We start from the raw sequence: 17410 nt of genomic DNA, 5'->3' as shown, positions 1-17410 counted from the left end.
CTTCACGATCAGCCAAGGTCAGCATCGCGCGCACGGCGGAACATCCTGTCCCACCCAACCACCAAGATCAAATGCTACGACCGGCTGAACCTGCCAGGTTCTCGCCTCCTATAGACCTGATGGCGTAAACGATTCACGCCCAGTAGCCCTGGGCTGATTCGTTTACGCCATCAGCTCGAAAGGGGGGGCGGCGCAGCCAAACCTCCGCCGGAAACCGATCCATTTACGTCATCAAGTTCGTAGCGCCGAGCGGGAACACCCTGGACCACGGCAGCCACGGAACATGAGAGATCGTGCTCGAACACGGAAGTAGTGGCCTCCGAGGCGGTGGGAGGCCACTACTTCCTGGATCGAGTGCGATCTTCGCCGGGGCGCGGCGCAGCGCCGCCGGCTCAGAGGCCGGCGCGGGCGGCCACGGCGGTGTCCGGCTGGTCGGCGAAGGCGCCGTCCAGGCCGAGGCCGAAGAAGAGCTCGTACTCGGCCGTGATGTCGCCACGGGCGTTCGGGTCGGTGCCGATGCGGTGGTCGACCGCGAGGAACTGGTTCTCGGCGCGGAACGTCCAGGCGTGCACCAGCAGCTTCACCCGGTGCGCGTCCCGGATCACCGAGGTCGGCGCGAGCAGCCTGCCGGCCGCGTCCCGGGGCACGATGAGGTTCTTGTTCAGGCCGACGCCGTCGGCGTACCCGGCCACCCAGGCGAGGCCCGCGGCCGAGGCCAGGTCGACATAGGTGCGCGGGTCGCCGGCGACGGTGAAGTCGTACGGCTGGCCGGCGGCGTCCATGAGCTGGATCAGCCGTACGTCGATCATGCGGTCCAGCTTGCGCAGGTTGGCCGTCTCGAAGCTCTGGATGAAGACCGGGTCGTTGCGGTGGGTCAGCTTGTTGGCCTTGAGCACGGCGACCAGCGGCTCCTCCAGCGGCAGCCCGATGGAGGCGAAGTAGCTGGGGTGCTTGGTTTCCGGGTAGACGCCGATGGTTCGGCCCCGGGCCTTGGACTCGGCCCGGGCCAGGTCGATGACCTCCTGGAAGGTCGGCACCTCGAACCTGCCGTCGAATGCGGTGTTGGGCACCCGGACCTGCGGCAGCCGCTCCTTGGCCCGTAGCGTCTTCAACTCGGCCAGGGTGAGGTCCTCGGTGAACCAGCCGGTGGTCCTCACCCCGTCGATGGTCTTCGTCGTCTTTCGAGCGGCGAACTCGGGGTGGGCGGCCACATCGGTCGTACCGGAGATCTCGTTCTCGTGCCGGGCGACCAGCACGCCGTCCTTCGTCGAGACCAGGTCCGGCTCGATGTAGTCGGCGCCCAGCCGGATCGCCAACCGGTAGGACTCCAGCGTGTGCTCCGGGCGGTAGCCGCTGGCCCCCCGGTGGCCGATCACGATGGGCTGCTTGTTCGCGAGGGGCTGCTCGGCGCGGGGCTCCGAATCGGCCTGGGCGGCCACGGCCGGCACCACCACGGCCGCCGCGAGCAGCGCGCCGGCCACGCCGAGGGCGGAAAGGGTACGTCGCAAAGCCGTCTCCTGTCATCGATGAGTACGCTCAGCAGACCCGTCGTGGTTGACCGCCAGTTGGTCGGTTTCTGTCCTGCTGGTGAATCTCTGGGCGGAAGATGGCGTGGTGCGCCGTCTGCTCCGTAATCCCGTACGGCTGGTGCCGTTCGGGTTTCTGGCGGCGATCCTGATCGGCACCGGCCTGCTGACGCTGCCCGCAGCCGACAAGGCGCACCATTTCACTCCGTTCGTCACCGCCCTCTTCACCGCCACCTCCGCCGTCTCGGTCACCGGCATGGCGATCAACGACACCCCGAACTACTGGACCGACTTCGGGCTGGCGATGATCACCGTGCTCACCCAGCTCGGCGGCCTCGGCATCCTGACCGGCGCGGCGTTGGTGGTCCTGGTGGTGTCCCGGCAGCTCGGCCTGCGCAGCCGGCTGCTGGTGCAGGCCGAGACCGCCGAGTACGGCATCGGCGACGTCCGTTGGCTGCTGGCCCGGATCGCGGCGACGGTCTTCGCCACCGAGGCGGTGATGACGGCGGTGATCGCCGGCCGATTGGCGCTGACCTACGGCTATCCCCCGGGGCGGGCCCTGTGGTACGCCGGGTTCCACTCGATCCAGGCGTTCAACAACGCCGGGTTCGCCCTCTACTCCGATGGGCTGGTCGGGTTCGCCCGGGATCCCTGGGTGATCCTGCCGCTCGGCCTGGGCGCGATCATCGGCGGGTTGGGCTTCCCGGCGCTCTTCGAGGCGGTACGGGAGTGGCGGCGGCCGCGCCACTGGGCGGTCTCCTCCAAGCTGACCATCTGGGGCAGCCTCACGGTGATCACGCTCGGCTTCGGCGCGCTGCTGATCGCCGAGTGGCACAACCCGCGCACCATCGGCACCTTCGACTCGGCCGGCAAAGTGCTGGCCTCGTTCAGCCAGATCGCGCTGAGCCGCACCGGCGGCTTCGACGTGATCCACGTCGCGCAGCTCAGCGAGGAGAGCTTCCCTCTGATCATCGTGTTGATGTTCATCGGCGGTGGCAGCGCCAGCACCGCCGGCGGGATCAAGGTCTCCACCTTCTTCCTGCTCGCCTTCGTCATCTGGGCCGAGCTGCGCGGCGAACCGGACGTGACGGTGGCTGGCCGACGGATCGCCACCGCCAGCCAGCGGCAGGCGCTCACCGTGGCATTGCTCAGCGTGGCCCTGGTCGTCGCCGGCACGGTCACGGTGGTCGCGCTGACCGAGCACGTCCGCTACTACGCCGCGCTCTTCGACGTCACCTCCGCGTTCAGCACAACCGGTCTGACCACCGGGCTCGCCGAGCATTTGAAGCCGCCCGGCCAGTACCTGCTGACCGCGCTCATGTACGTCGGCCGGGTCGGCCCACTCACCCTCGGGTCCGCGATCGCGTTGAACACCCGGCGACGCCTGTACCGCTATCCGGAGGAGCAACCCATTGTCGGCTAGGAAGACGGACGACAGCGGCATCGCGGTGATCGGTATGGGCCGGTTCGGCTCGCGTCTGGCCGGCTCGCTGATCCACCTCAATCAGGACGTACTGGCCCTCGACCGCGATCCGGGGCAGGTCCAGCACTGGTCGACGCTGCTGGACCGGGTGGTGCAGGCGGACTCCACCGAGGAGTTGGCGCTGCGCCAGCTCGGCGTGGCGGACTTCCAGCGGGTGGTGGTCGCCATCGGCGCCTCGGTGGAGGCGAGCGTGCTCACCGTGCTGGCGCTGACCGAGCTGGGCATCCCGCAGATCTGGGCCCGGGCCACCTCAGAGAAGCACGCGAAGATCCTCGAATCGGTGGGCGCGCACCACGTGATCTTTCCGGAGGCGGAAACCGGCGAGCGGGTCGCGCACCTGATCGTCAGCCGGATGCTGGACTTCATCGAGTTCGGCGACGACTTCGCGATCGCCAAGGTACGCGTACCGGAGGCGATGGTGGGGCGGCGGCTGCGCGACGTGAGCCCGACAGACCGTTTCGGCGTGATGGTGGTCGGCGCGAAGCTCCCCGGCGAGCGGTTCCACTACGCCGGCCCGGACACGGTGCTCGAACCCGGGAGCATGCTCGTCGTGGAGGGCAGCATCGACCAGGTGCAGCGCTTCTCCGCGCTGGGCTGAACGTCACTTCTTGGCCTTGCCGGGCTTCTCCGACTTCTCCGGCTTCGCCGACGCCTTGGCCGCCGCCCCCTTGCCCGCCGCGCCCTTAGCCGCCGCCCCCTTGGCGGTCGGGGCCTTGGTGGTCGGCCCCTTGGTGGTCGGCGCGGTGGTCGGCGTCGAGCCGGCCACCCCGGACACCTGCACGCCACAGGTGGTGCCACCGACCTTGAACTCGACCGGCAGCGGATTTCCCCCGGTGTAGCGGCCGGTCAGCGAGACCTTCTTCGACGCGCCGGGAGCCAGCACGGCGTCGGCGGCCGACGCTTGGAGCTGCACCGTCGGCCCCTGCTGGCGTACCGCCGGCTGGGCCTTGGTGACCGTCTGACGGCCGGGGAAGTCGAAGCTCATCGTCCAGTCGCGCAACTCCCGGCCACCGGTGTTGGTGAGAGTCAGGTCGGCGACGAAGTCCTTCCCGGAGTCCCGCCGCAGCACGTAGTCCACCGCGCAGGGGGTCCGCTGCGGCAGCCCCATCCGGGCCTCGGTCGGCTCGACGCCGCCGCTGGCCGGGCTCCTCGACGTCATCCCCCAGATCACGGCGGTGACCGCGACCAGTCCGGCGGCGGCCATCGCGGCCTCCACCCTGCGCCGTTGGACGGCGGCCCGGCGGGTGCGGGTACGCAGGGCGGCGAAGGGCAGCGCGCCGGTCTCCGACGACCAGGGCAGGATGGTGGTCCCGGCGCTCTCCGCCAAGTCGAACCGACCGAGCGCCGGCGAGACCGGCATGATCGCCGCGACTCCCGCCGCGCCGGCGAGCGTACGGGCCACCTCGGCGGTCGCGGGGCGGTCCTCGAGGCGCTTCGCGAGGCAACGCCGGACCAGTTTCTCGACCTCTTCCGGAAGCCCTATCACCGGGGGCATCGGGTCCGGGTCGTGGTACATGTGCGCCCGGAGCAGCTGCGTGGTGGTGCTGGCCTGCCAGGGCAGCCGCCCGGTGAGCATCCGGTAGAGCAGCAGGCCGACGGCGTACACGTCGGTGGCCGGGGAGACCTGGCCGTTGTCCAGCCGCTCCGGTGCCAGGTACGCGGGGGTGCCGAGCAGGGTGCCGTCCGGGCCCTGGTCGCTCTCCCCCACCAGCGCCGAGATGCCGAAGTCGACCACCTTCACCCCGGTCGAGGTGAGCATGACGTTGCCCGGCGTGACGTCCCGGTGGACCACGCCCCGGGCGTGCGCGGTGGCCAGCGCCGACGACACCTCCGCACCGATGGCAACCGCCTCCCGCCAGGGCAGCCGCCCGCCGTGGCCGAGCCGGCCGCTCAGCGGGCCGCCGTCGACCAGCTCCATCACGACGTACGGCAGGGTCAGCCCGGCCTGCTCGGACTCGCCGTAGTCGTAGACGTTGGTGATGTTGGGGTGGCAGAGCCGCGCGGCGGCCTGCGCCTCGAGCCGGATCCGGTGCCGGAACGCCTTGTCGCTGGCGAGCCGGGAGGCGAGCACCTTGACCGCCACCTGGCGGCCGAGCACCTCGTCGTACCCACGCCAGACCACCGACATGCCGCCCGCACCGAGCTGCTCGATCAGCCGGTACCGCTCACCCAGCAGCTGCGCGCCGCTCCTGGCCGATGCACCCATGGTCGGTCCTGTTGCCCGCAGCCGGCCGCCGTACACCTGAGCAGTCGGAATCGGTCAGAGAATCACCCGTTCAGGGATGATCAGTACATGGAAACATGAACATGGTTGGTGTGGTCGCCGGCCGGGCTGCCGCCACCGTTGTACGACCGCCAGCCGGTGTTCGGCATCCAGATCTGCCGGTACCAGATCACGTACATGACGCCGAGCCTGCTCGCGTTGTTCTTGAGGTAGTTGGCGAGGCTGTCCCCGTACGCCTTGTCGCCGCCGGTGGCCGAGACGTTCTCGAAGCCGCCGGTGGCGGCGGCGAAGTCGCAGGCCCGCCCCTTCGGATGCTCGCCGTCGCCGCCGCTGCGGTGGCAGGAGACGTACCGCTTGTAACCGGCCGCCTGGGCCTGCTGGAGCATGTGCAGGGTACGCGCCGTGATGCAGCTCGAGGTGGTCGGATCCTTCACCGAGCAGGACTCCGACGGCCAGGAGCCGTCCGGGTTACGCGGGGCCGGCTTCGCCGACGCGGAGCCGCCACCGAACCCGGCGCCGGCGCCGGAACTGACCATGGCCAGTGCGGCCTCGGCGTCCCGCTTCTTCCTCGCCAGGATGGCGAGCTGCTTCTGCTGCTCGCGGATCTCCGTGTCGATGGCCAGCTTGGCCCGGGCGGCCTCGCCCTTCGCCTCGTTCAAATCGCGCAGCCGCTTGCCGTCCCGCTGGGCCATGACGTCCAGCTCGGCGGCGCGTTGGAGAAACGAGTGCGGGTCGGAGCTGGCCAGCAGCGCCGACAGCGGGGTAAGCCGGCCCAGCCGGTACGACTGCGCGGCCACCTCGCCCACCTGCGAGTTCAGCTCGACCAGGCGCACCTCGAGCTGCTTGAGCAGCGCGGTCAGCTCGGCCTGCCGGCGCTTGGAGTTGTCGAGTCGTGCCTTGGCCTCGATGTGGCCCTTCGCCGCCGCTTCGAGGGCGTCCCGCAGCTTCTTGCTGCCACCCTCGTTGGGGGCGCTCGGGGGCGCGGCGACGGCGACCCCGGCCGGGGCGAGGCCGGCGCCGATCAGCAGGATTGTCGCGGCGAAGAGGGCGAGCAACGGCCGGCGGATGAGCCTGGTCCTGGGCACGAGAGCGTCCTTCCGTCGACCGCCGGTCACGATACCGGACCACGCGCGCCCGGCCAGGCCCCCGACTTCGGGGACGGCATCACGCTCGGTCAGCCGTCCAACAGCGCCGTGTGGACTTCGTCCCAGACCTCCGCGCTGGACGCGACCAGCAGGCCCGGGCCGTCGTCCGCCGGGTGGTAGTCGGTCCCGTCGAAGCGGCGGGCCACCCCACCCGCCTCCCGTACGAGCAGGGTGCCGGGCGCGTGGTCCCACGGCAGGGTGTGCCAGAAGAGGACGAACTGCTGCGCGCCGGTGAGCATGTCGAGGTATTCCCGGCCGGCACAGTGCTGGCCGGGCAGCAGCTCACCGATCCGCCCGCCACCTGTCACCACCCGCTGTCGGGTGGCCGGCGGCAGGAACCGGGTCATCGCGGTGCCGTGCAGCGCACCGATCTTCGGCACCGGCCAGGTGGTGCGTACCGGTGTGCCGTCCAGCCAGGTGCCCGCGCCGGCGCGGCAGGCTGCCATGGTCCCGGCCATCGGGTCGTACACCCAGGAGGCCACCGGCACGCCGTCGGTCAGCAGCGCCACCATCAGGGCGAACGGACGCCGTCCGGCGGCGAAGTTGGCGGTGCCGTCGACCGGGTCGACCAACCAGACGTCACCGGTGCCACGCAGGTGCCGCAGCAGGTCCGGGTGGTCGGCGACCGCCTCCTCGCCGACCACCACCGACCCGGGGCGCAGTCGCCGCAGCCGGGCGGTGATCAGCTCCTCCGCCCGCCGGTCGGCGACGGTGACCACCTCGCCGGGCGCCTTTTCGGAGATCTCGGCGGCGTCGAGCCGGCGGAACATCGGCACCACGACGTCCGCCGCGATCTCCCGTAGCAGCGCGCCGACCTCCTGCAGCAGCGGGTCAGGCACGCGGCGGCAGCTTGACCACGCTGACGAAGAACTCGTCGATCTGGCGGACCACCGAGATGAACCGCTCGAAGTCCACCGGCTTGGTCACGTAGGCGTTGGCGTGCAACTGGTAGCTGCGCAGGATGTCCTCGTCGGCCTGGGAGGTGGTGAGCACCACCACCGGAATCTGGCGGAGCTCCTCGTCCTGCTTTATCTCCTCGAGCACCTCCCGCCCGTCGCGGCGGGGCAGGTTCAGGTCGAGCAGGATCAGATCCGGGGTCACCGCGTCCGCGTACTGGCCCTCGCGGCGCAGGTACGCGAGCGCCTCCGCGCCGTCGGAGACGACCGTGAGGCGGTTGCGGAGCTTGTGCTCCTCGAACGCCTCCTGGGTCATCAGCACGTCGCCCGGGTCGTCCTCGACCAGCAGCACCTCGATCGGGCTCTTGCCGTCCGCCGGCACGGTCATCCCACCGTCTCCTTCATGCCACCCGTTGTATCGTCTGTGGCCGCCCCTCGGGCGTCCCCTCCCGTGCCGCGCCGTCCGGCTGCCGACCGACCGGCACCGCCTCCGTCTCCTCGATCGCGGAGAGGGTGAACCGGATCGCCGTGCCCTCCTCGGCGGCGGTGTCCACCCAGACCCGGCCACCGTGATATTCCACGATCTTCTTGGCGATGGCCAGGCCGATGCCGGTGCCCGGGTACGCATCCTTGGAGTGCAGCCGCTGGAAGATGACGAAGATCTTGTCGACGAACTCCGGCTCGATCCCGATGCCGTTGTCCCGACAGGTGATCTCCCACTCGCCGTCCACCAACCGTGCCGACACATGCACCCGGGGCGGCACGTCCGGCCGGCGGAACTTGACCGAATTGCTGACCAGGTTGGCGAACAGGTTGGTCAGCAGCGCCTCCTCGCCGCGGATCACCGGCAGCTCGTCCCAGGTCAGCTCGGCGTCGGCGGGCTGACGGGCGGCCTCGGTCTGGGCGGCCACGTCGCCCATCACCTTGTTGAGATCGACCTCGGTGAAGCCGGTGGTGAGGCGACCGATCCGGGAAAACGCGAGCAGATCGTTGATCAGCCGCTGCATCCGCTGCGCCCCGTCAACCGCGAAGGCGATGTACTGGTCGGCGCGCTCATCGAGCTGGCCCGCGTACCGGCGCTGCAGCAGCTGGCAGAAGCTGGCCACCTTGCGCAGCGGCTCCTGCAGGTCGTGCGAGGCGACGTAGGCGAACTGCTCCAGGTCGCGGTTGGATCGGGTCAGCTCCTCCGCCTGCTTCTGCAGCTGGCCGTTGACCCACTCGATGCGCTCCCGGGCCTCGCGTACCTCGTCCAGCTCCTGGGCGATCTTCTGCCGCATGCCGTCGACGTCCTCGGCGAGCCGGCGGAACTCGGGCGGCCCGGACCCCTCGATGTGGTGCCGGTAGTCGCCGTCGGCGACCTTTCGTACCTGCTCGACGAGGGCGGCCAGCGGCCCGATCAGCATCCGGTCCAGGGAGAGCAGCAGGACCGCCCCGGCCACCGCCACCACCAGGGCGGCGGCGATCAACAGCACCACCAGTTCGTTGCTGGTCCGGTTGAGCCGGTCGGCGGCCTGCTGCCGGACGACCAGGATCTCGTCCTGGAGGGTGTCCGCCGCGGCCCGAATGCCGTCGAACTGCTGCCGGGTCTGGTCGGTGATCAGCGCCTGCCCGGCGTCCGGGCCGCTGCTCTCGGTCGTGGCGATCACCGGCTGGGCGACGTCGGCCCGCCACTGCTCCGCGCGCTCCTCGACGACCGCCAGCGCGCGCAGCACGCCCGGGTAGTCGCCGGCCAGCTCCCGCATCGAGGCGGTGGTATTCCGCTCCTGCTTCAGGCCCGCCTCGTACGAGGCGAGGTCCTTGCGGTCGCCGTTCACCGCGTACCCGCGGACGCCGGTCTCCTGGTCGAGCAGGGCGCTCACCAGCTCCTGGCCCTGCACGCGCAGCGGGCCCGTCCTGGTCAGGACGACGTCGATGTTCTGCCTGTTCGTCGCCGCGACCAGCGCCTCGGCCACGGCCAGCCCGAGCAGCAGCACCAGGACCACGGTGAGCAGCGCGACCACCCGGCGACGCAGGGTCCAACCCTGCCGGTACGCGTTCACCGGCCACCGCCCCGGCTGACCAGCAGCATCGCGACATCGTCGGCCAGCGGCCCACCGTTCAACCGCTCGGCCCGGCCGACCAGCCAGGCCGGCAGCTCGGCCAGCGGCACCGCCTGGCTGGCCGGGTCGGCGAGCAGGTCGGCGAGCCCGGGCACGTCGAGCCGGTCGTCGCCGGCGCCCACCCGGCCCTCGATGACGCCGTCGGTGTACATCAGCAGGGACCAGTCATCGGCGTCGAGCTCCAAGTCGAAGGCGACGGGCCGGCGCGGTCGTACGCCGAGCAGCAGGCCGCCCTTGGCGGGCACGGGAGCGGCCTTGCCGCCGCTGAGCAGCAGCGGCGGTGGATGCCCGGCGAGTCGCACGGTGGCCCGGCCAGCCGCCAGGTCGAGCCGGATGGTCGCCACCGTCGCGAAGATCTCCCGGAGGCGCCGCTCGCTCATCAGCACCTGTTCCACGGCGGGCAGCACCTCGTCGTCCGGCACCTCGGCCAGGATCAGCGCCCGCCAGGCGACCCGCAGCTCGACGCCGAGGGCCGCCTCGTCCACGCCGTGGCCGCAGACGTCGCCGACGATCAGATCGATCCGGTCCGGTCGGGTCTGCACCACGTCGTAGAAGTCGCCGCCGATCAGCGCGGCGTGCCGGCCGGGCCGGTAGAAGGTGTGCACCGACACCTGGTCGGTGGTCATCAGCGGCTGCGGCAGCAGGCCCCGCTCCAGGCGGGCGGACTCGGCCTGGCGCAGCTCCACCTCACGCAGCCGGCGGGCGTTCTCGTCGGCCCGCTTGCGTTCCACCGCGTAGCGCAGCGCGCGGGTCAGCAGGACCCCGTCGACCTGCCCCTTGACCAGGTAGTCCTGGGCGCCCTCGGCGACCGCGACGATGCCCAGGTGCTCGTCCGAGCGGCCGGTGAGCACGCAGACCGCGGCCCCGCTCGCCATGTCCAGCACCTTGCGCAGGCCGTCGAGCCCCTGCGCGTCGGGCAGGCCCAGGTCGAGCAGAACACAGTCGACCCCCGCCACCCGCTGCCGAGCCTCGCTGAGACTGGTGGCGACCAGCAGATCGATCATCGAGTTGGTCTCGGCCAGCAGCTCGCCGACCAGGAAGGCGTCGCCCTCGTCGTCCTCGACCAGCAGCACCCGCAGCCGCTCGCCGGGCGGCAGGTTGGCGCGGTGCCCGATGCCGTCCGGCGCGCCGGCCCGGGGCACGACGGGCGACCGCGGCAACGCCGCGATGCGCGGGAGTTCGCTCGTGATGTCGGACTCCTTCCGAGTGCCCTGCTCATCCTGTATCAGACAACGGTCGCACACAAAGAAGGCTTCACCACTACGCGCTGGAGGGGCAGGATGAGGCCACCCCCGACCACCCCGAGGAGTTCCGAGTGGGCGTACCCCCGACCCGCCCCGCCGATCGGACGCTGGCCCGGCCGCGCCGCCGGCTGCCCGCCGCGCTCGCCGCACTCGCCACGCTGCTCGCGGTCGGCGCGGGTGTCCTGGTCGACCTGTCCACCCCGGCGCCGCGACCCGCCGACGCGCCAGCGGACCGGTTCAGCGCCGAACGGGCGTACCAGCATGTGAAGGTCATCGGAGCCCGGCCGCACGTGGCCGGCAGCCCGGCCAACGACCAGGTCCGGGAGCACCTCGTGGGAGTGCTGCGCGGGCTCGGCCTGGAGACCGAGGTGCAGGACACCGTCGCCCGGGAGGCCGGGCAGCTCAGCGGCGCCGCCGGCGGGGCGACCCTGGCCCGGGTCCGCAACGTGGTGGCCCGGCTGCCCGGCACCGATTCGACCGGGCGGCTCTTCCTGGTGGCCCACTACGACTCGGTGCAGTCCGGGCCGGGCGGCAACGACGACGCTGCCGGGGTCGCCAGCATCCTGGAGGTGGCCCGGGCGCTCACCGCCGGCCCGCGCCCGCACAACGACATCGTCTTCGTGCTCACCGATGCGGAGGAGGCGTGCCTGTGCGGCGCGTCGGCGTTCGCCGCCGACCACCCGCTGGCGCGGGACGGCGGGGTGGTGCTCAACCTGGAGGCGCGCGGCAGCACCGGCCCGGTGATCATGTTCGAGACGTCCCGGAACAACGCCAAACTGGTGGACGTCTTCGGCCGGGCCGCCCAACATCCGGTGGGCACCTCGTTCGCCGTGGAGATCTACCGGGCGCTGCCGAACGACACCGACTTCACCGCCTTCCTGGACCACGACTTCGTCGGCCTGAACTCGGCGTACATCGACGGTGGCGCGGTCTATCACACGCCGCTGGACGTCCCGGCCGCGATGGACCGGGGCAGCCTCCAGATGCACGGGGACAACGCGCTCGGCCTGGCCCGCGAGTTCGGCCGGACCGACCTGACGAAGCTGGGTTCCGACCACGACGCCACCTACTTCCCGGTGCCCGGCGGCCTGGTCCGCTACCCCGGCTGGCTGGTCCTGCCGCTGGCCCTGCTCGCCCTGGTCGCGGTCGGCCTGCTCGGCCGGCTGCTGGTCCGGCGTGGCCGGGCCACCGTCGGGAAGCTCGCCGCCGGCGTCGGGCTGGCCCTGGTGCCGATCGTCCTCGCCCCGTTGGGCGCGTGGCTGCTCTGGACCGCGATCACCACACTCCGCCCCGGGTACGCCGAGCTGCTCGACCCGTACCGGCCGGGCTGGTACCGGCTCGCCGTGGTCGCGCTCGCCGCCGCCGTCCTCTTCACCTGGTACGCGCTGACCCGCCGCCGGATCGGGCCGGCAGCCCTCGCCTTCGGTGGGCTGGCCTGGCTGGCCCTGATCGGGGTGCTGCTCGCCGCCGAGGTGCCCGGCGGGGCGTACCTGGCGACCCTGCCCGCGCTGGCCGGCGCGCTCGCCGGGCTGGCGGCGCTGAACGCCCGGCTGGACGGCCCGTGGCCGGTGGTCGCGGTGACCCTGGCCGGCGCGGTGGCCGTGGTGGTCCTGCTGCCCACCGTGGTGCTGCTCTTCCCGGCGCTGGGCATGGCGATGGGCGGGGTGGCCGCGCTCTTCGCGGTACTGCTCGGGCTGGCCGCGCTACCGGTGGTCGACCTGCTGCACCCGCAGGCCGGCGGCCAGCGCGGCATGCTCGCGGTCCGAGCCCGCCGGCTCGGCGCGCTGCCGGCCGCCGCCGCCACGCTCGCCGCCGTGGTCTTCGCCGGGGTCGGCCTGGCCGTGGACCGCTTCGACGCCGCCCACCCCGTGCCCACCCACCTGATGTACGCCCTGGACACCGACACCGGCCGGGCGATGTGGATCAGCCACGAGGCAGAGCCGCAGCCGTGGACCGCCCAGTACGTGAACGACGAGGGGTCGGTCTCCCACTTCTTCCCCGCGCTCGGCGACAACGTGGCCAGGATCGGCAACGCTCCCGGGGCGAACCTGCCGCCACCCGCCGTCACAGTGCTGTCGGACACCACGCTGGGCACCGAGCGCACCCTGCTTGTACGGGTGACCCCGAAGCGCCCGGTCCGCCTGCTCTCGCTGCACGTCGAGTCCGGCTCGGCGACGGTCACCGGAGCCAGCGCGGACGGCGTGCCGCTGACGCTCAAGCCCGTGCCGGCGGAGAGTGAATGGGGCTTCGGTCTGGTGTTCCACGCTCCGCCACCGGAGGGTGTCGAGGTGATCCTCACCCTGCGGATGGAGACGGAGAAGGTGGTGCTGCGGGTGATGGACGCCAGCGACGGCCTCTCCGATATCCCCGGCTTCCGCCCCCGGCCGGCCCGCGTCGGCGTGGTCGGCTCACACACCTCCGAGATGCTGGCGGTGGCCCACACCTATTCGTTGTGAACCGACGGCTCTGGGCAGGCCGGTGGCGCGGTGAAAATCCAAGGCTTCCGCCCGGGCAGGTAGGGTGTTTCGCTTCCTATGGAGCTGATAGCGCAGACGACTCATCAGGGCGGGCGGGGGCGCCCTGGACGGCTGAATCGTCTACGCCATCAGCTCGAAAGGGCCTGACGACCAGAGCCACTTCCGTCAATCGACTGCCGGCCGATCACTTCCAGCGGAAGTGGACGAAGAGGCGGCCGAAGTTCTTCGAGTCCTTCTCGACGCGGTGGTAGAGCTGCTTGACGTCCTTCTGGTCGAGGAAGCGCAGGACCTTCTTCTTGAGCTGGCCGGAGCCCTTGCCGGGGATGATCTCCACGAGGGTGGCCTTCTTCGCCACCGCCTCGTCCATGATCCCGCGCAGCGCGCGGTCGATGTCGTGGCCCTTGTTGAAGATGTCGTGGAGATCGAGCTTGAGCTTCACCAGTCCATGGTAGGCGTGCCGGATCGCCGGAGGCGGAGACGGCGAAGGGCAGCCCGCTGGGGCTGCCCTTCGTCCCAATCCTCAGCGACCGCCGCTGACCCGGCTCTCGACCCGGCGCAGTGCGGTGGTGTAGTCGTCGTTGGTCGAATACATGGCCGCCGCGATGCGCAGGTGCCGCAGCGCGTCGACGGGCCGGTTCAGCCGTTCGAGGGTCCGGCCCAGCACGTGGTGCGCGTAGTGGTCGCTCGGGTCCCGGTCGATCAGCTCCCGCAGCTGCTCCTCGGCCCGGCTGAGCTGGGCCGACTGGAAGTATGCCCGGGCCAGCAGCTGCCGTACCGAGGAGTTGCCAGGCTCCGCCTCGACGATCGGCTCGAGCAGCCGGGCCGCCCCGGTCGGGTCACCCGCTTCGAAGAACATGGTCGCCCGCCGGTACTCCGCCAGAAGATCCATTCGACCCACCTCCCCTGTCGCCCACCCTTGGTCCGACGCTGGCACAACAACGGCCGGAGCGCGAGTGTTCCTGCGCCGGAAGTTGTGCCTCAGGCGGTCGGGTCGTAGCGGTCGCCGACCAGGTCCCAGGCTCGGACCCCGCCGACGATTCCGGCCGTGTTCGGTACGACCACCACGTCGTCGCCCATCCGGGCCAGTTGCTCCGGCCGGATCAGCCGCGAGTTGCCCCCGCCCAGATAGAGCCGGTCCCAGCGGAAGACCGGCCGCAGCCCCTCCACCACCTGCCGGATCCGCCGGGACCAGAACGCGTCGCCGAGGCGACGGCGTTCCGGCTCTCCGACGTACGTGTCGTAGGTGGTCTTCCAGCGCACCGGCGCGTGCGACAGCTCCAGGTGCGGGGCGAGCACCCCGCCGTCGAAGAGCGCGCTGCCCAGCCCGGTGCCGAGGGTCAGCACCAGCTCGCAGCCGGTCCCGGCGACCACGCCCGCGCCGTGCACCTCGGCGTCGTTGAGCACCAGCGCCGGGATCCCGAACGCCTCGGCCAGCGCGCTCCGCGCGTCGTACCCGGACCACTCGGCGACCAGGTCCGGGTCGATCCGGCTGCGCGGCCCCGACCGGGTCACGTAGTGCGGGGTGGCCACCACGACCCCGTGCCGGATCATGCCCGGCATCCCGACCGTGAGCCGGTCCGCCGCCGGCAGCCGGCCGGCCAGGGCCAGCAGCGTCGTGACGAAGAGCGCGGGCGGCAGCGGGTACGGCGTGGGGACGCGCAGCGGCCGGGCCCGCATGGTCCCCGCGGCGTCCAGCACGGAGGCCTTGATCCCACCGCCGCCGCAGTCGATCGCCAGAGTGGTCAGCACGGCAGTGAGTCTCTCTCACCGGTAGGCTCGATCACCTCATGAGCGCCACGTTGATCGCCAAGGACCTCACCGCCGGCCACGGTGACCGCCTGCTCTTCGCCGACCTGGACCTGGTCGTCGCCCCCGGCGACGTGGTCGGGCTGGTCGGGGTGAACGGCGCCGGCAAGTCGACGCTGCTGCGTACGCTCGCCGGGTTGCAGCCCCGAGAGCAGGGCTCGGTGGCTTTGAACCCGCCCACCGCCAACGTCGGCTACCTACCGCAGGAGCCGGAGCGTCGGCCGGGCGAGACGGTCCGGGGCTTCCTGGCCCGGCGTACCGGGGTGGCGGAGGCGCAGGCGGCGCTGGACGCGGCCACCGAGGCGCTCACCGCCGGGGCCGAGGGCGCCGACGACGCGTACGCCGTCGCTCTGGAACGTTGGCTCGACCTCGGCGGCGCGGACCTCGACGAACGGGCCGAGCAGGTGGCCGGCGAGCTGGGGCTGGGCGTCGACCTGGCGCACCCGATGACCGGCCTCTCCGGCGGGCAGGCGGCCCGGGCCGGGCTGGCCTCGCTGCTGCTCAGCCGGTACGACGTCTTCCTGCTCGACGAGCCCACCAACGACCTGGACCTGGCCGGGCTGGACCGCCTGGAACGCTTCGTCACCGGGCTGCGCGCCGGGACGGTGCTGGTCAGCCACGACCGGGAGTTCCTCACCCGGACGGTGACCCGGGTGGTGGAGCTGGACCTGCACCAGGGGCAGGTCCGGCACTACGGCGGCGGCTACGCGGCCTACCTGGAGGAGCGGGAGGTGGCTCGCCGGCACGCCCGCGAGGAGTACGACGAGTACGCCGACACCCGCGCCCAGTTGGAGGCGCGGGCACGGACGCAGCGGGCCTGGATGGAGAAGGGCGTGAAGAACGCCCGGCGCAAGGCCACCGACAACGACAAGATCGGCCGCAAGTTCCGCACCGAGTCCACCGAGAAGCAGGCGGCGAAGGCCAAGCAGACCGCACGGTTGATCGAGCGGCTGGAGGTGGTCGAGGAGCCCCGCAAGGAGTGGGAGCTGCGGATGGAGATCGCCGCCGCGCCCCGCGCCGGCGCCGTGGTGGCCTCGCTGCGGGGCGCCGTCGTACGCCGGGGCGGTTTCAGCCTCGGCCCGGTGAATCTCCAGATCGACTGGGCCGACCGGGTGGCGATCACCGGGGCGAACGGCTCCGGCAAGAGCACCCTGCTCGCGGCGCTGCTGGGCCGGCTGCCGCTGGACGAGGGCCACGCGGCGCTCGGCCCGGGCGTGGTGGTGGGCGAGGTCGACCAGGCCCGGGGGCTCTTCCTCGGCGACCAGCCCCTGCTGGACGCCTTCGGCGCCGCCGTACCTGACCTGCCGCCGGCGGACGTGCGGACACTGCTGGCCAAGTTCGGCCTGCGCGCGGAGCACGTGCTGCGGCCGGCGGCGACCCTCTCCCCCGGTGAGCGGACCCGGGCCGCGCTGGCCCTGCTGCAGGGTCGCGGGGTGAACCTGCTGGTGCTGGACGAGCCGACCAACCACCTGGACCTGCCCGCGATCGAGCAGTTGGAGTCGGCCCTGGCCACGTACCCGGGGACGTTGCTGCTGGTCACCCATGACCGGCGGATGCTGGCGGCGGTGAGCGTCAACCGGCGGCTGCGGGTGGACGCCGGGCAGATCACCGAAGACTGATCCGTGCCGGCCGGCATATCGGGCGGGAATCCGGGTATCGGGCCGCCCGGAGGTGGCGCATGGTCACGATGGCGCAGTCGGCACCCTCGGCCGAGCGGCTGCGGCTGGTCGACGGGTTCCTGGCCGAGGCGTGGGCCGACCTGGTCCGGCACGACGAGCGGCTGCGCGCGCTGACCGTGGAGGTGCGCTTCGACCGGGGCGTCGCCCACGTGGGCGGCGAGGTCGCCGACCCGACCCAACTGCGGCTGGTCCGGGACCTGGTGGGCCGCCTGGCCGGGGTGCTCGGCGTCTGGTGCCGGGTGACCGTCGCCGGCCGTACGCCGGTGGTGGTGGACCTGGGCTGCGGGGCGACCAAGCAGTGGCCGGGGAACCTGGGGCTGGACATCTACCCGGCGCCGGGGGTGGACGCGGTGGCCGATCTGTCCGGGTCGCTGCCGCTCGCCGACGACTCGGTGGACGTGTTCTTCGCGGTGCACATCCTGGAGCACCTGATCGACTTCCTGCCGCTGCTCGACGAGTGCCACCGGGTGCTCCGGCCGGGTGGTGTCCTGCACGTGATGAGCCCCTGGTGGCGGCACGTGAACGCGGTGGCCGACCCGACCCACGTACGGCTGCTCGACGTGCAGACGTTCAAGGGCATCTGCGGCCAGCGTCCGCCCGGCACCCCGCGCTGGTATCCGCTGCACGTCGGCTGGGACGGCGCCTCCATCTTCGCCGACCTCACCCCGCTACCTGTCGACGCCCCGCCCCCGTCCCCGTCCCACCTGGCCCGCTTCTTCGACTGAGCCCCTCGGCGAGGCCCGCCGTCGGGCGGGCTCAGCCTGTGTATCGATCCGGCCGGAGGTCTTGCGCGCCCCGGCGATTGATGAAAGTTTCTTACCGGCAGCGGAC

Annotated in this window: 15 protein-coding genes; 5 read left to right on the top strand and 10 right to left on the bottom strand. The window is 71.8% G+C overall.

The window, feature by feature from the left end:
• Positions 1 to 392: 392 nt before the first annotated feature.
• Positions 393 to 1508 (bottom strand): glycerophosphodiester phosphodiesterase, encoded by a 1116-nt coding sequence (locus AB0C02_RS26655; RefSeq protein ID WP_357551679.1) that lies wholly within the window; start codon positions 1506 to 1508, stop codon positions 393 to 395.
• A gap of 106 nt (positions 1509 to 1614) precedes the next feature.
• Between AB0C02_RS26655 and AB0C02_RS26650 the strand changes: the two genes are divergently transcribed.
• Positions 1615 to 2949: a potassium transporter TrkG gene (locus tag AB0C02_RS26650; RefSeq protein ID WP_357551678.1), complete on the top strand. Its 1335-nt coding sequence runs from the start codon at positions 1615 to 1617 to the stop codon at positions 2947 to 2949.
• The gene (locus tag AB0C02_RS26645; RefSeq protein ID WP_357551677.1) at positions 2939 to 3607 is read left to right on the top strand and encodes a TrkA family potassium uptake protein; all 669 of its coding nucleotides are present in this window, start codon (positions 2939 to 2941) and stop codon (positions 3605 to 3607) included. The genes AB0C02_RS26650 and AB0C02_RS26645 overlap by 11 nt, the downstream gene beginning before the upstream one ends.
• A 3-nt stretch (positions 3608 to 3610) precedes the next feature.
• On the opposite strand, the gene AB0C02_RS26640 is transcribed toward AB0C02_RS26645, so the two are convergent.
• From AB0C02_RS26640 to AB0C02_RS26615, 6 genes are all read right to left on the bottom strand, one after another.
• On the bottom strand, positions 3611 to 5215 hold the full coding sequence (locus tag AB0C02_RS26640; RefSeq protein WP_357551676.1) for a serine/threonine-protein kinase: 1605 nt from the start codon (positions 5213 to 5215) through the stop codon (positions 3611 to 3613).
• Between the two features lie 80 nt (positions 5216 to 5295).
• A complete protein-coding gene (locus tag AB0C02_RS26635; RefSeq protein WP_357551685.1) occupies positions 5296 to 6258 on the bottom strand; it encodes a hypothetical protein in 963 nt (320 codons plus the stop codon).
• 149 nt (positions 6259 to 6407) lie between these two features.
• Positions 6408 to 7217 carry an inositol monophosphatase gene (locus AB0C02_RS26630; protein ID WP_357551675.1) on the bottom strand — a complete coding sequence of 270 codons (810 nt, stop codon included), beginning with the start codon at positions 7215 to 7217 and terminating at the stop codon, positions 6408 to 6410.
• Entirely contained in the window at positions 7210 to 7662 is a 453-nt protein-coding gene (locus AB0C02_RS26625) for a response regulator (protein WP_357551674.1), read from the bottom strand. The genes AB0C02_RS26630 and AB0C02_RS26625 overlap by 8 nt, the downstream gene beginning before the upstream one ends.
• A 13-nt stretch (positions 7663 to 7675) precedes the next feature.
• Complete coding sequence (locus AB0C02_RS26620) at positions 7676 to 9313, bottom strand: ATP-binding protein (RefSeq protein ID WP_357551673.1); 1638 nt, start codon at positions 9311 to 9313, stop codon at positions 7676 to 7678.
• Positions 9310 to 10515, bottom strand: a complete 1206-nt coding sequence (locus AB0C02_RS26615; RefSeq protein ID WP_357551684.1) for a fused response regulator/phosphatase — start codon at positions 10513 to 10515, stop codon at positions 9310 to 9312. Before AB0C02_RS26615 ends, AB0C02_RS26620 begins: the two co-directional genes overlap by 4 nt.
• 173 nt (positions 10516 to 10688) lie before the next feature.
• Between AB0C02_RS26615 and AB0C02_RS26610 the strand changes: the two genes are divergently transcribed.
• The gene (locus tag AB0C02_RS26610; RefSeq protein WP_357551672.1) at positions 10689 to 13073 is read left to right on the top strand and encodes a M28 family peptidase; all 2385 of its coding nucleotides are present in this window, start codon (positions 10689 to 10691) and stop codon (positions 13071 to 13073) included.
• 205 nt (positions 13074 to 13278) lie between these two features.
• Here the strand turns inward: AB0C02_RS26610 and AB0C02_RS26605 are convergent, their stop codons facing one another.
• The 3 genes from AB0C02_RS26605 to AB0C02_RS26595 all read right to left on the bottom strand — a co-directional run bounded on the left by AB0C02_RS26605 (position 13279) and on the right by AB0C02_RS26595 (position 14843).
• Positions 13279 to 13533, bottom strand: a complete 255-nt coding sequence (locus tag AB0C02_RS26605; protein ID WP_067315484.1) for a Smr/MutS family protein — start codon at positions 13531 to 13533, stop codon at positions 13279 to 13281.
• 81 nt (positions 13534 to 13614) lie between these two features.
• Positions 13615 to 13983 carry a tetratricopeptide repeat protein gene (locus tag AB0C02_RS26600; RefSeq protein ID WP_357551671.1) on the bottom strand — a complete coding sequence of 123 codons (369 nt, stop codon included), beginning with the start codon at positions 13981 to 13983 and terminating at the stop codon, positions 13615 to 13617.
• 89 nt (positions 13984 to 14072) lie between these two features.
• Positions 14073 to 14843 carry an ROK family protein gene (locus AB0C02_RS26595; RefSeq protein ID WP_357551670.1) on the bottom strand — a complete coding sequence of 257 codons (771 nt, stop codon included), beginning with the start codon at positions 14841 to 14843 and terminating at the stop codon, positions 14073 to 14075.
• A gap of 38 nt (positions 14844 to 14881) precedes the next feature.
• Here AB0C02_RS26595 and AB0C02_RS26590 point away from each other — a divergent pair, with 38 nt between their 5' ends.
• Both AB0C02_RS26590 and AB0C02_RS26585 read left to right on the top strand, forming a co-directional pair.
• Positions 14882 to 16519: an ABC-F family ATP-binding cassette domain-containing protein gene (locus AB0C02_RS26590; protein ID WP_357551669.1), complete on the top strand. Its 1638-nt coding sequence runs from the start codon at positions 14882 to 14884 to the stop codon at positions 16517 to 16519.
• Between the two features lie 59 nt (positions 16520 to 16578).
• Positions 16579 to 17304, top strand: a complete 726-nt coding sequence (locus AB0C02_RS26585) for a methyltransferase domain-containing protein (protein ID WP_357551668.1) — start codon at positions 16579 to 16581, stop codon at positions 17302 to 17304.
• Positions 17305 to 17410: the final 106 nt, after the last annotated feature.

This window comes from Micromonospora sp. NPDC048999, from assembly GCF_040649295.1.
Classification (GTDB): domain Bacteria; phylum Actinomycetota; class Actinomycetes; order Mycobacteriales; family Micromonosporaceae; genus Micromonospora.
This window is presented reverse-complemented; position numbering and strand designations above follow the sequence as displayed.